The organism is Aeromonas sp. QDB25 (genome assembly GCF_027707725.1).
Lineage (GTDB): Bacteria > Pseudomonadota > Gammaproteobacteria > Enterobacterales > Aeromonadaceae > Aeromonas > Aeromonas caviae.
The window spans coordinates 1-12,220 of record NZ_JAPCIZ010000096.1; the positions used below are offsets into that span (position 1 = coordinate 1).

Below are 12,220 nucleotides of genomic sequence, written 5' to 3' on the forward strand. Positions count from 1 at the left end.
ATGCACGGCGACAGCAGGGTGATGGTGGTGGTGTGTTTGGAGACAGCCAGTTTACCAGCACCCTGTCTGTCAACTTCCACTTTCCCAGGATCCCGCGAAGAACCTTTTTTTTGGTCGCGACTCGCCTTTCGGGTCGCAGCGCTGCAACGAGGTGGCACTGCGATTCCAGGCAGCCTGGCGCCATGGCCCTGACCCGGAACCGAGGGAGGAGATGCAATGAACGGACGACAAGGATGTGCGGGACTGCTGCTGGCGGCGTTGTCGCTGCCGGTGCTGGCACTGGGAGCCCCGGAGCAGGAGGAGCTCAGGCTCGGCTTCATCAAGCTGACCGACATGGCGCCGCTGGCGGTGGCCTACGAGCGTGGCTATTTCGAGGATGAGGGACTCTACGTCACCCTCGAAGCCCAGGCGAACTGGAAGATCCTGCTGGATCGGGTGATAGACGGCGAGCTGGACGGTGCCCAGATGCTGGCGGGCCAGCCCCTGGCGGCCCACATCGGCATCGGCACCCAGGCCGAGCTGGTGACGGCGTTTGCCATGGATCTCAACGGCAACGCCATCACGGTGGCCAACAGCGTCTGGGCCGCCATGGCGCCCCAGTTGCCCAGGCCGCAGGCGGGCCAGGTGCCGCCCCCGGTGAGCGCCGCCGCCCTCAAGCCCGTGGTGGCGGAGTATCGCAAGGGGGGCAAGCCCTTCAACATGGGGATGGTCTTCCCCGTCTCCCCCCACAACTACGAGCTCAGGTACTGGCTGGCGGCGGGCGGCCTGCACCCCGGCTTCTATGCCCCCCAACTCGGGGACAACTCGGGCCAGCGCCAGGCGGACGTGCTGCTGTCGGTGACGCCGCCCCCCCAGATGCCCGCCACCCTGGAGGCGGGCACTATCGCCGGCTACAGCGTGGGGGAGCCCTGGAACCAGCAGGCGGTCGCCAGGGGCATAGGGGTGCCCGTCATCACGGATCAGGAGATCTGGCGCAACAACCCGGAGAAGGTGTTCGGCGTCACCCGGCAGTGGGCCGAACGTCACCCCAACACCCATGTGCGGCTGGTGAAGGCGCTGCTGCGGGCGGCCTGGTGGCTGGATGCAGACGACAACGGCAACCGGCGCGCGGCGGCCAAGCTGCTGGCCAGACCCGAGTACGTGGGGGCGGACGAGCAGGTGATCGCGAGCTCCATGACGGGCACTTTCGAGTACGCCAGGGGGGACAAGCGCCAGGTGCCGGATTTCAACGTCTTCTTCCGCCACCACGCCACCTATCCCTACTACTCCGACGCCATCTGGTACCTGACCCAGATGCGGCGCTGGGGCCAGATCCCCGAGGCCAGGCCGGACGCCTGGTTCGAGCAGGTGGCCAAGGCCGTCTATCAACCGGATGTCTATCGCCAGGCCGCCGAGGCGCTGATCGCCGAGGGCAAGCTCAAGGCCACCGACTTCCCCGACTTTGCCAGCGAGCAGGGCTATCGCGGCCCCCAGGATGGCTTCATCGACGGCCTCATCTATGACGGCCGCCACCCCAACGCCTACCTGCAACAGTTCGCCATCGGCCTCAAGGGCGATGAGCGGGTGCAATGAGCAAGGAGATCCCGATGAAACGACACGCATTGCCCCTCATCCATTTAAAAGCCATCAACTGGAAAATCATGGTGCAGCCCCTGCTCGGCGTGCTGCTCTTCCTCGGCCTCTGGCAGTGGGGGGCGAGCCAGGTGCAGACCAGTCTGGGCACCCTGCCGGGGCCGCTCGCCACTGCCAGCCAGCTCTGGTCCCTCGGGCAGGAGCATCTGCAGGAGCGGGAGAAGGCGGCGGCCTTCCTCGAACGCCAGCAGGTGCGCAACGCCGAGCGACTGGCGGCGGATCCGGCGGCCGAGGTGAAGCTGCGTCCCTACACAGGACGCCCCACCTTCTTCGATCAGATAGCCACCAGCCTGCTCACCGTGCTGTGCGGCTTCGCGCTGGCGACTCTGATCGCCATTCCGTGCGGGGTGCTGCTCGGCATGAATCAGGGGCTCTATCGCGCCGCCAACCCGGTGATCCAGCTGCTCAAGCCGGTCTCCCCCCTGGCCTGGCTGCCCCTCATCACCCTGGTGGTGAGCGCTCTGTATGCAAACCCCGCCCCCTGGCTTGCCAAGTCCTTCCTCACCTCGGCCCTGACGGTGACCCTCTGCTCCCTCTGGCCGACCCTGATCAACACGGCGGTGGGGGTGGCGGGGCTGGATGGGGATCTGCACAACGTCAGCCGAGTGCTGCGCCTCTCCTTTGTGACCCATGTGCGGCGCATCGTGCTGCCCGGGGCCCTGCCCATGATCTTCACCGGGCTGCGGCTCTCCCTGGGGGTGGCCTGGATGGTGCTAATCGCGGCGGAGATGCTGGCCCAGAACCCGGGGCTCGGCAAGTTCGTGTGGGACGAGTTCCAGAGCGGCGGCTCTGCGTCTCTGGCCCGCATCATGGTGGCGGTGATCACCATAGGCCTCATCGGCTGCGCCCTGGACAGGGGCATGCTGGCCCTGCAGCAGTGGTTGTCCTGGGACAAGCGCCAGGTGCTGCGTTAATCACATTTCTATTCAGGCAGGAGAAGAGCCAATGAAGAGTTATCTGGAGATAAGCGACGTCGGCATCTCGTTCGAGACGGAGCAGGGCAGCTTCGAGGCCTTGAGCCGGGTCAACTTGCGCATCGAGAAGGGGGAGTTCGTCTCCCTCATCGGTCACTCGGGCTGCGGCAAGAGCACCGTCCTCAACCTGGTGGCCGGGCTGCTGGAGCCGACCCTGGGTGGCATCATTCTCGATGGCCGCGAGGTGGCGGGGCCGGGGCCCGAGCGGGCCATGGTGTTCCAAAACCACGCCCTGCTGCCCTGGCTCAGCGTCCAGCAGAACGTGGCGCTGGCGGTGGCCCAGGTGGAGTCTGACAAGCGGGCGGTGGCGGAGCGGGTGGACTACTACCTCTCCCTGGTGCAGATGGATCACGCCAGCCAGAAGATGCCCCACGAGCTGTCGGGGGGGATGAAGCAGCGGGTCGGCATTGCCCGCGCCCTCTCGCTCTCCCCCAAGGTGCTGCTGATGGACGAGCCGTTCGGCGCCCTCGATGCCCTGACCCGGGCCCATCTGCAGGATGCTCTGATGGCGATCCAGGCGGAGCTTGGCAACACCGTCATCATGATCACCCACGACGTGGACGAGGCGGTGCTGCTCTCCGATCGCATCGTCATGATGACCAATGGCCCCAGCGCCACCGTCGGGGAGATCCTGACCGTCGACCTGCCAAGGCCCAGAGACAGGGTCGCCCTGGCGGACGATCCCCACTACCACAAGCTGCGTCAGCAGGTGCTGCGCTTCCTCTACGAGAAGCAACGCAAGGTGACCCCCCTCAAGGCAGCCGGGCAGGTGCGCAGCAAGCTGCGCGCCTGAGCCCGCCGGATTCAAGGAAGAGAGACATGACAGACAAAGAGCAACAGTGGGTGGCAGAGGACGGCATGGACCTGCTCGGTCGCCAGAACAGTGGTTCCGCCGACACGGCCGACAAGCAACGGCTGCTGGTGGTGGGTAACGGCATGGTGGGCCATCACTTCGTCGAACAGCTGGTGGCGGCGGGCGGCCTCGAGCGGTTTGAGGTGACGGTGTTTGGCGCCGAGCCTGACCCCGCCTACGACAGGGTGCATCTGTCCGAGGTATTCGGCGGCAAGGCGCCCCAGGCCCTGCGCATGGCGGATCCCGCCTGGTATGAGGAGAGCGGCATTGCGCTGCGACTGGGGGCCGAGGTGGAGGTGCTCGACCGGGCGGCCCGCACCCTGACGCTGGCCAACGGCGAGCAGTTCCCTTACGACCGTCTGGTGCTGGCGACCGGCTCGGTCCCCTTCGTGCCCCCCATCCCCGGTCATCAGCGAGAGGGGTGCTTCGTCTACCGTACCCTGGGAGATCTCGCCGCCATCCGCGATGCCTGCGCCCAGGCCCGCAGCGGCGTGGTCATCGGTGGCGGCCTGCTGGGGCTGGAGGCGGCCAACGCCCTGCGCTTGCTCGGCCTCAAGACCCAGGTGGTGGAGTTCGCCCCCAGGCTGATGCCGGTGCAGCTCGACGAGAGCGGCGGCGCCGTGCTGCGGGACAAGATCCAGGCCCTCGGGGTCGAGGTGCTGGTGGAGAAAGCCACCGAGTGCATCGAGCAGGGGGAGCAGGCCCGTCATCGCCTGCGTTTCAAGGACGGTTCCCACATTGAGACCGACGTGCTGCTGTTCTCGGCGGGGATCCGCCCCGCCGACACCCTGGCCCGGCAATCCGGGCTGGAGGTCGGGGAGCGCGGCGGCATCTGCATCGACGACGGCTGCCACAGTTCGGATCCCGCCATCCTCGCCATCGGCGAGTGCGCGCTCTGGCAGGGGCGCATCTTCGGCCTGGTGGCTCCCGGCTACCAGATGGCCCGGGCCGCAGTGGCCAGTCTGTGCGGCGGCGAGACCCGCTTTATCGGGGCCGACATGTCCACCAAGCTCAAGCTGATGGGGGTGGACGTGGGCTCCATCGGCGATGCCCACGCCAACACCGCCGGCGCCCAGGAGTTGCTGCTGCTGGACAGGGTCAACGGCATCTACAAGAAGCTGGTGACCGACGGCGAGGGCAATCGCCTGCTCGGCGCCATCCTGGTGGGGGACGGGGCCGATTATGAGCGGCTGCTGCAGTACTACCAGAACGGGGTGGCGCTGCCCCAGCCGCCGCTCTCCCTGCTGGTGGGGGAGGCAGGGGCCGCTCCCGCGCCCCTGGTGCTGCCGGACAGCGCCATCCTCTGCTCCTGCCACAACGTCAGCAAGGGGGACGTGGTAGCCGCCGTTCGGGCGGGCAATCACGAGCTGTCGGCGGTGAAGAGCTGCACCAAGGCCGGCACGGGTTGCGGCGGTTGCAGCAACCTGCTCAAGCAGGTAGTGGATCAGACCCTGGCAGACCTTGGCGTCGAGGCGGACAAGGGGTTGTGCGAGCACTTCGCCTACGGCCGTCAGGAGCTCTATCACCTGGCCCGGGTGGGCGAGCTGAAGAGCTTCGAGGCGCTGCGGGACAAGCACGGCCAGGGGTTGGGGTGCGACATCTGCAAGCCGACGGTGGCCTCCATCCTGGCGTCCCTCTGGAACGAGCACGTGCTGGAGAAGCCCCACCGCGCGTTGCAGGATACCAACGACGCCTTCCTTGCGAACCTGCAAAAGGACGGCACCTATTCGGTGGTGCCGCGCATCCCGGGGGGGGAGATCACCCCGGAGGGGCTCATCACCATCGGCGAAGTGGCGCGCAAGTACGGCCTCTACACCAAGATCACCGGCGGCCAGCGCATCGATCTCTTCGGCGCCCGGGTCGACCAGCTGCCCGCCATCTGGGGTGAGCTGGTGGCGGCGGGCTTCGAGACCGGTCAGGCCTACGGCAAGTCGGTGCGCACCGTGAAGTCCTGCGTGGGCTCCACCTGGTGTCGTTACGGGGTACAGGACTCCATGACCCTGACCCAGACCCTGGAGCACCGCTACAAGGGACTGCGGGCGCCACACAAGCTGAAGTTTGCGGTCTCCGGCTGCACCCGGGAGTGCGCCGAGGCCCAGAGCAAGGACATCGGCGTCATCGCCACCGAGCGGGGCTGGAACCTCTATGTGTGTGGTAACGGCGGCATGCGGCCGCGCCACGCCGACCTCTTTGCCACGGATCTCGACGAGCAGACCCTGATCCGCTACATCGACCGGCTGCTGATGTTCTACGTGCGCACCGGGGACAGACTGCAACGTACCTCGGTCTGGATGGAGAACATGGAAGGGGGGCTCGACTACCTAAAGTCGGTGATCATCGAGGACAGGCTCGGCATCGGTGCCGAGCTGGAGGCCATGATGGAGGGGATAGTCGGCACCTGGCAGTGCGAGTGGAAGAGCACATTGGCGGATCCGGACAAGCTCAAGCTGTTCGAGGCCTTCGTCAACCGGCCCGAGGACGAGACGCCGCCGCGCCGTGAGGAGCGGGGGCAATGGGTGCCGGATATCGCTATCAAGGAGGTGGTATGAGCGACATAAAAGAAGAGACCTTACAGTCAGAACCTGGAGCCTGGCATAGGGTATGCGAGCTGGCGGCGCTGCCGGAGCAGGCCGGGCGCAGCGCCTGGCTGGAGGGGCGGGTACTGGCGCTGTTTCGCCTCGGGGAGCATGTCTATGCCCTGGACGGGGTGGATCCCCTGGCCGGCGTCGCGGTGCTAGGGCGTGGCCTGGTGGGGGATGCCGGTGGGGAGCCCGTGGTCGCCTCGCCCCTTTACAAGCAGCGCTACGCCCTGATGGACGGTCGCTGTCTGGACGATCCTGCCCTGAGCGTCGCCTGCTGGCCGGTGCGACTGGAGGGGAGCGAGGTCTGGGTACAGCTGGGGTGAGTGGCTCCATCTGAAAACCGTTTTTCTATCACCGGGCTTGCCCGGTGATTTTTTGTGCGCGACCCGACATTTCTTGCACGAGAGGATGGCGGGAAAACGTTTTTCGGAAATAATGGACAAACGTTTGCAACTGGATGTTTGTCTATGACGGAACGTGAACAAGAGATCCTCGCCCTGCTGCGCCAGGATCCCATGATTGCCCAGCAGGAGCTGGCGGACAGGCTCGGCATCAGCCGCTCCGCGCTGGCGAGCCACATCTCCAGCCTGATGCGCCAGGGCTATGTGCAGGGGCGCGGCTATGTGCTGCGCGAAGGCCCCTACGCCGTGGTGATAGGCGGCGCCAACATGGATATCTGCGGCTGCAGCCACGACAACCTGCGCATCGGGGATTCCAACCCGGGCCGGGTACGCACCTCCGCCGGCGGGGTGGGGCGCAACATCGCCGAGAACCTGGCGCGCCTTGGTACCGACACCCGGCTGTTGACTGCGGTGGGCAACGATCAATACGGCCACCACCTGCTGGAGGTGAGCCAGCGCGCCGGGGTCGACGTGCGCCAGGTACTGGTACTGGAGGGTCAATCGACCTCCTGCTACCTCAGCCTGCACGATGGCAGCGGCGAGATGAGCTGCGCCGTCAACGACATGGGGATCATCGAGCAGCTCACCCCGGCCCGGCTTGCCCCCTTGAGCGGCTTCCTCGGCGCGGCCCGGCTCTGGGTGCTGGACACCAACCTCGCCACCCACACCCTGGACTGGCTGTTCGAGCGCCAGGGGGAGCACATCATCTTCGTGGACACCGTCTCTGTGGCCAAGGTGGAGAAGATCCGCCCCTGGCTGCACCGCATCCACACCCTGAAACCGAACCGCACGGAAGCCGAGCAACTGTGTGGCTTCACCATCGCCGGGCCCGACACCTGGCCCATGGCGGCGGCCTGGTTCCACCGCGCCGGGGTGCAGCGGCTCTTCCTGAGCCTCGGCGATCAGGGGATCTTCTACAGCGACGGGGCGTGCCAGGGCCATCTGCCCGTGCTCGGCAGCCCGGTCGTCAACGTGACCGGCGGCGGCGATGCCTTCATGGCAGGGCTAGCCCACGCCTGGTTGCAGGAGCAGGACATCGTCGAGACGACCCGGTTCGCCCTCGGCTGCGCCGCCCTCACCGTCAATTGTTCCGATACCGTCTTTTCCGGCCTATCCAAGGCCGCCGTTGAACGCATGCTGGAGGAGTACCCATGTTGAACGCTTACCTCGATATCCAACCGGTCGTCGCCGAAGCGCTTGCCGCCGGCAAACCCGTCGTTGCCCTGGAGTCCACCATCATCTCCCACGGCATGCCCTATCCGCAGAACGTGGAGACGGCGCGCCAGGTGGAGCAGGTGGTGCGGGACAACGGCGCCGTGCCGGCCACCATCGCCATCATCGACGGCCGCCTCAAGGTGGGCCTGGATGCGGGGGCCCTGGAGGCGCTGGGCAAGGCCGGCCACGCCGCCATCAAGTGCAGCCGCCGTGACATCCCCTTCGTGCTGGCGAACAAGGGGATGGGGGCCACCACGGTGGCCTCCACCATGATAGTGGCCGCCATGGCCGGGATCCGGGTGTTTGCCACCGGCGGCATCGGCGGCGTGCATCGCGGCGCCCAGGAGACCTTCGACATCTCGGCTGACCTGCAGGAATTTGCCCAGACCCCGGTGGCCGTGGTCTGCGCCGGTGCCAAGTCGATCCTCGACATCGGCCTGACCCTGGAGTACCTGGAGACCCAGGGGGTGCCGGTCATCGGCTACCAGACCGAGGAGCTGCCCGCCTTCTATACCCGGGAGAGCGGCTTCAAGGTGGATTACCGCCTCGACACCCCGGCGGCGATCGCCGAGGCGCTGCGCCTGAAGTGGGAGCTGGGGCTGGCGGGAGGTGCCGTGGTGGCGAACCCCATCCCGGCCCAGTTTGCGATGCCGAAGGCGGACATCGACGCGGCCATCAAGCAGGCGCTGCGGGAAGCGGACGAGCAGGGGGTCAAGGGCAAGGAATCCACCCCCTTCCTGCTGGCCCGGGTGTGCGAGCTGACCGGCGGCAACTCCCTGGCGGCCAACATCCAGCTGGTACTGAACAACGCCGCCCTGGGGGCAAAGATTGCCGCCAGCCTGTAAACACCTTTGCGAAAGATGCAAAAGAGGGCCAACAGGCCCTCTTTTTATTGCGCGAATCGGTGAGATAACCCCCTTATTCCAGCACCAGCCGCCCGTTGAGAGGTTGGACGGGGCGGTTGTTGGGGTGGTGCATCACCGCCTTGAAGGCATCGATCTGGGCCTGGCTGGCTTGGACCGGCTCCTTCATCACCAGCCAGCGCACTCCTTCCGAGCAGGGTGGGGTGGTCAGGGACCCGCTGAAGCGGTAGTAGTCGTGCTGGGCGGGCAGCAGTTGCTCTGCCGAGATGGGTTCCTTGAAGGCATGGATCTCCCCCGCCTTGGCTGGCAACACCTGCCAGGCCTGGCTCAGGGCCCCATTGGCCCGGCCCGGTTCGAACATCACGGCGACCACCGCCAGCTCCCCCTTGGCGTTGGCGTGGACCAGGTGACCCTCCAGGGGGTAGGACCTGCCTTCGATGAGGTTTTCGCTGGGGGCGTGGAAGTGGAACTGCTTGAGCTCGAAGCGCATGCCGTCGAGCTCAAGGGTGCTGCCGGGGGCATAGTTGACCTGCACCGTGTGGCCGTTGTTGACCAGCGTCTTGCCACCCGCCTGATAGTGGAACTGCAGGGGGGCCAGATCGGCCTTCACCAGACCCGAGAGATTGACCGGCGACTGGTTGCTGCCGGCACACTGGCCATATTCCGGGGTCAGGCTGGCCCATTTCGCCGGGCCGGCCTCGCCGCTGTATTCCCAGTGTGTGGTGGCGGCAAAGGCGGCAGGGCAGAGCAGCAGGGCGCCAGCCAGCAGGGACTTTTTCATCATGCATCCTTATCCTGATTGAAAAGCACGGCCATTCCTGGCCTTCCGGCAGGAAGGCCTCGTCAATGGCATCGTTGGAAACGCAGGGTACGCGGTGCCAGACTGGATTAATTGTTATGAAAAGTCTGTCGTCATCGTTATTTGAAGCGTGGCATGAGGCGGCGCCATGATGTATTCCGGCAACGGGGCCCGCTTATTCATGAAGGAGAAATCCTGCGGGCATTTTCGCCATGAACGGCCCCCTTTCATGGTGCCCCAAATAGCTGACGGGCTGATTCTAGAGGGCTTTTCATGGCTCCGTTTGATCTCGAGCAAACAAGCGCGGACTAATTATCGGGCTTGAGGATCCCTTATTTCGTTTGGATTTTTTCGATATTCCCTGACCCGGCCAGGGGCGTGCGTGGTGGGAGCCGGGCGCTGTGCTGACAGAGTACCTCGGTGTTGACCCCTTATCCCTCTGATCGTGCTGGAGAAATTCCCCCCTCAGCACAGTGACGGCGGGATGACAATCCCCCGGTTGGCGGCGCCTTGTTTGCGGTTTTGCCGTCCTCTTCACATTTCCGGATTGCTCGCTATTTGTGCGATTGCCTTACTCATCCGACCTGGTGTCAAATCACTCCGCCTAACACAAGGAGTGGCATAATAATGAATAATATCAATAAATTAGTTCTGGCTATCTGATTCACTCTCACCACTTTCCCGAGCCTGGCGGCGGGATTCCAGTGCGGGGAGCACGTCACCCAGGGGGTACCCGGTCAATCCAGTCAGCTGTTGTGCCGGGAGGGCTATGCCGCCGGGTACAACTACGACACCAAGGTCTCTGACTGGGTCTCTTACCGGATGACGGCCGCCAGCGCCCAGGGCCAGGTGCCGCGCAAGGATGCCTTCGCCGAGGACAAGGAGGTGCCGGTGCAGTTTCGCGCCACCCTGTCGGACTACAAGGGCTCGGGCTATGACCGCGGCCACCAGGCGCCGGCGGCGGACATGCGCTCCACCGCCAACACCATGAAGCAGAGCTTCCTGCTGACCAACATGACCCCGCAACTGCCGGCGCTCAACCAGGGGGCCTGGCGCATCCTGGAGGAGAAGACCCGGCAGTGGGCCATCACCTACAAGAGCGTGCAGGTGATCACCGGCCCCATCTTCACCCACTCCGATGGCGCCATCGGCAACGGCGTGACCGTGCCCCACGCCTACTACCGGGTGGTGATGGATCTGGCGGGCAAGCGGGCCATCGCCTTCATCCTGCCGCAAGAGAACGTCTCGGCCAGTCGGCTGGCGGACTATGTGGTGACGGTGGATGAGGTGGAGGAGCAGACCGGACTCGACTTCTTCACCGAGCTGCCGGATGAGCAGGAAGAGGCCATGGAGTCGCGGCTGTCGGCCATGTGGGGCGGTTAGCGCGTCCGGCAGGGGTAACGGGGGCCCAGGCCCCCGTTACCCACACGGGCTTCCGGCCATTGTCATGGTCCCTGGTACAGGGCCAGTACAGCTTGGGTCTGGCATCGGGTCCTTATCATGACTCCTTTTTTCAGGAGGCATCATGTCAGCGCTGTTTTCCCTTCACTCCTCGTCCACTCTTGCCCGCGCGTTGCGCATCTGCGTACCCATGGCGCTGCTGGGGGCTGCTGTTCCCCCGGCCATGGCCGACGAGGATATCCGCTTGGGGCAGACCATTCTGCTCGGGGTCGGCGATCATCCCGCCATCATTCCCATGCTCGCCTGCCGGCCGACCAAATCCATCATGGTCAAGGCTGGGCGGGAGTTGACCCTGGAGCGGGTCAAGGTGTTCTACGGCAACGATCGCAGCAAGACCCTCTATTTCGACAAGGTGTTGAGAGAGGATCAGGAGTCGGGGTGGCAATCCCTCGGCAGCCGACTCTGCATCAAGCGCATCGAGGTGTACGGCAATTCGGAAGGGAGCAGGGCGGGGGTCAAGGTGTACGGGCGCAAATGAGCAAAGGGCGGGGGAAATCCCCGCCCAGTGCTTATTTCTTCGGGCGGAACGGTTTGATGATGGCCTCGTCGCACTCGAGATAGGGCCCTTCCATCAGGTCGATGCAGTAGGGAATGGCGGGGAAGACCGCATCCAGGCACTCGCGGATCGATTTGGGCTTGCCCGGCAGGTTGACGATGAGCGAGCTGCCGCGCAGGCCGGCGGTCTGGCGCGACAGGATGGCGGTCGGCACGAACTTGAGGGACTCGGCCCGCATCAGCTCGCCAAAGCCCGGCATCATGCGATCGCACACCGCCTCGGTGGCCTCCGGGGTCACATCCCGCCTGGCCGGCCCGGTGCCCCCCGTGGTAACGACAAGGCAGCACTGCTCATCGTCCACCAGCCGAACCAGGGTCGCCTCAATCTGATCCTGCTCGTCGGGGATCACCTGATAGACGGGCTCCCATTCCGAGGTCAGGTAGGCGTTCAGGGTGTCGATGATGGCCTTGCCGGAGAGATCTTCGTAGATGCCTGCACTGGCGCGATCGCTGACGGTGACGATACCGATTCTTGCCTTGCTCATGGTCTGCCCTTGGTTGCCGCAATAAAGTGGTAAATAAAATAACATAATCAGTGAGATATGTTAAACCGCCGGATGAGGCAACGGGAGGGCATCGAGTCAGGGAGAGAGTCGAATGAAAAACAATTTTGAGAAAAGTCCGTTAATAAGGAATAAGGCCGAGAAAAATGACGCTGAAATTTTATAAAAAAACTGACGCAGGCCGGATTCGGTTAATTTCATGAATCATAAGGAATAAATGATTTTTTCCGCCAACGATGCGCAATTCGTGCCAAAAACCGGACTCCTGTGGCTCTGACTCTTATACACAAGTAGCGCCCTGAACGGAACCATTCCCGTTTTCCAGGATCTGATCTTCCATGTGACCTCCTAACATGGTAACGATCATGATAACTTCTGCTCT

At 64.6% G+C, this 12,220-nt stretch carries 11 protein-coding genes; 9 read left to right on the top strand and 2 right to left on the bottom strand.

Annotated elements, in window-relative coordinates:
• Positions 1–216 precede the first annotated feature (216 nt).
• The 7 genes from PG883_RS20755 to PG883_RS20785 all read left to right on the top strand — a co-directional run bounded on the left by PG883_RS20755 (position 217) and on the right by PG883_RS20785 (position 8,502).
• Positions 217–1,572 carry a CmpA/NrtA family ABC transporter substrate-binding protein gene (locus PG883_RS20755; protein ID WP_010675451.1) on the top strand — a complete coding sequence of 452 codons (1,356 nt, stop codon included), beginning with the start codon at positions 217–219 and terminating at the stop codon, positions 1,570–1,572.
• Between the two features lie 14 nt (positions 1,573–1,586).
• Positions 1,587–2,546: an ABC transporter permease gene (locus tag PG883_RS20760; RefSeq protein ID WP_029314781.1), complete on the top strand. Its 960-nt coding sequence runs from the start codon at positions 1,587–1,589 to the stop codon at positions 2,544–2,546.
• Between the two features lie 31 nt (positions 2,547–2,577).
• The gene (locus tag PG883_RS20765) at positions 2,578–3,399 is read left to right on the top strand and encodes an ABC transporter ATP-binding protein (RefSeq protein WP_010675449.1); all 822 of its coding nucleotides are present in this window, start codon (positions 2,578–2,580) and stop codon (positions 3,397–3,399) included.
• 26 nt (positions 3,400–3,425) lie between these two features.
• Complete coding sequence (gene nirB / locus PG883_RS20770) at positions 3,426–6,008, top strand: nitrite reductase large subunit NirB (RefSeq protein WP_270807944.1); 2,583 nt, start codon at positions 3,426–3,428, stop codon at positions 6,006–6,008.
• Positions 6,005–6,364 carry a nitrite reductase small subunit NirD gene (gene nirD, locus PG883_RS20775; RefSeq protein WP_010675447.1) on the top strand — a complete coding sequence of 120 codons (360 nt, stop codon included), beginning with the start codon at positions 6,005–6,007 and terminating at the stop codon, positions 6,362–6,364. Before nirB ends, nirD begins: the two co-directional genes overlap by 4 nt.
• 144 nt (positions 6,365–6,508) lie before the next feature.
• The gene (locus PG883_RS20780; protein ID WP_103858113.1) at positions 6,509–7,600 is read left to right on the top strand and encodes a PfkB family carbohydrate kinase; all 1,092 of its coding nucleotides are present in this window, start codon (positions 6,509–6,511) and stop codon (positions 7,598–7,600) included.
• Positions 7,594–8,502: a pseudouridine-5'-phosphate glycosidase gene (locus PG883_RS20785; protein ID WP_103858114.1), complete on the top strand. Its 909-nt coding sequence runs from the start codon at positions 7,594–7,596 to the stop codon at positions 8,500–8,502. The genes PG883_RS20780 and PG883_RS20785 overlap by 7 nt, the downstream gene beginning before the upstream one ends.
• Positions 8,503–8,575: 73 nt before the next feature.
• Here the strand turns inward: PG883_RS20785 and PG883_RS20790 are convergent, their stop codons facing one another.
• Entirely contained in the window at positions 8,576–9,301 is a 726-nt protein-coding gene (locus PG883_RS20790; RefSeq protein ID WP_270807946.1) for a carbonic anhydrase, read from the bottom strand.
• Positions 9,302–10,006: 705 nt separating this feature from the next.
• Here PG883_RS20790 and PG883_RS20795 point away from each other — a divergent pair.
• Entirely contained in the window at positions 10,007–10,702 is a 696-nt protein-coding gene (locus PG883_RS20795) for a DNA/RNA non-specific endonuclease (RefSeq protein WP_235713069.1), read from the top strand.
• A 208-nt stretch (positions 10,703–10,910) separates the two neighbouring features.
• Positions 10,911–11,258: a DUF2541 family protein gene (locus PG883_RS20800; RefSeq protein WP_029314779.1), complete on the top strand. Its 348-nt coding sequence runs from the start codon at positions 10,911–10,913 to the stop codon at positions 11,256–11,258.
• A 31-nt stretch (positions 11,259–11,289) separates the two neighbouring features.
• Here the strand turns inward: PG883_RS20800 and mog are convergent, their stop codons facing one another.
• Positions 11,290–11,820 (bottom strand): molybdopterin adenylyltransferase, encoded by a 531-nt coding sequence (mog, locus tag PG883_RS20805; protein WP_041212474.1) that lies wholly within the window; start codon positions 11,818–11,820, stop codon positions 11,290–11,292.
• Between the last annotated feature and the right edge of the window lie 400 nt (positions 11,821–12,220).

Bases quoted from the DNA above. Each gene is read 5' to 3' on its own strand.
- PG883_RS20755 (WP_010675451.1), top strand. From the start codon at position 217: ATGAACGGACGACAAGGATGTGCGGGACTGCTGCTGGCGGCGTTGTCG.
- PG883_RS20760 (WP_029314781.1), top strand. From the start codon at position 1,587: ATGAAACGACACGCATTGCCCCTCATCCATTTAAAAGCCATCAACTGG.
- PG883_RS20765 (WP_010675449.1), top strand. From the start codon at position 2,578: ATGAAGAGTTATCTGGAGATAAGCGACGTCGGCATCTCGTTCGAGACG.
- nirB (WP_270807944.1), top strand. From the start codon at position 3,426: ATGACAGACAAAGAGCAACAGTGGGTGGCAGAGGACGGCATGGACCTG.
- nirD (WP_010675447.1), top strand. From the start codon at position 6,005: ATGAGCGACATAAAAGAAGAGACCTTACAGTCAGAACCTGGAGCCTGG.
- PG883_RS20780 (WP_103858113.1), top strand. From the start codon at position 6,509: ATGACGGAACGTGAACAAGAGATCCTCGCCCTGCTGCGCCAGGATCCC.
- PG883_RS20785 (WP_103858114.1), top strand. From the start codon at position 7,594: ATGTTGAACGCTTACCTCGATATCCAACCGGTCGTCGCCGAAGCGCTT.
- PG883_RS20790 (WP_270807946.1), bottom strand. From the start codon at position 9,301: ATGAAAAAGTCCCTGCTGGCTGGCGCCCTGCTGCTCTGCCCTGCCGCC.
- PG883_RS20800 (WP_029314779.1), top strand. From the start codon at position 10,911: ATGGCGCTGCTGGGGGCTGCTGTTCCCCCGGCCATGGCCGACGAGGAT.
- mog (WP_041212474.1), bottom strand. From the start codon at position 11,820: ATGAGCAAGGCAAGAATCGGTATCGTCACCGTCAGCGATCGCGCCAGT.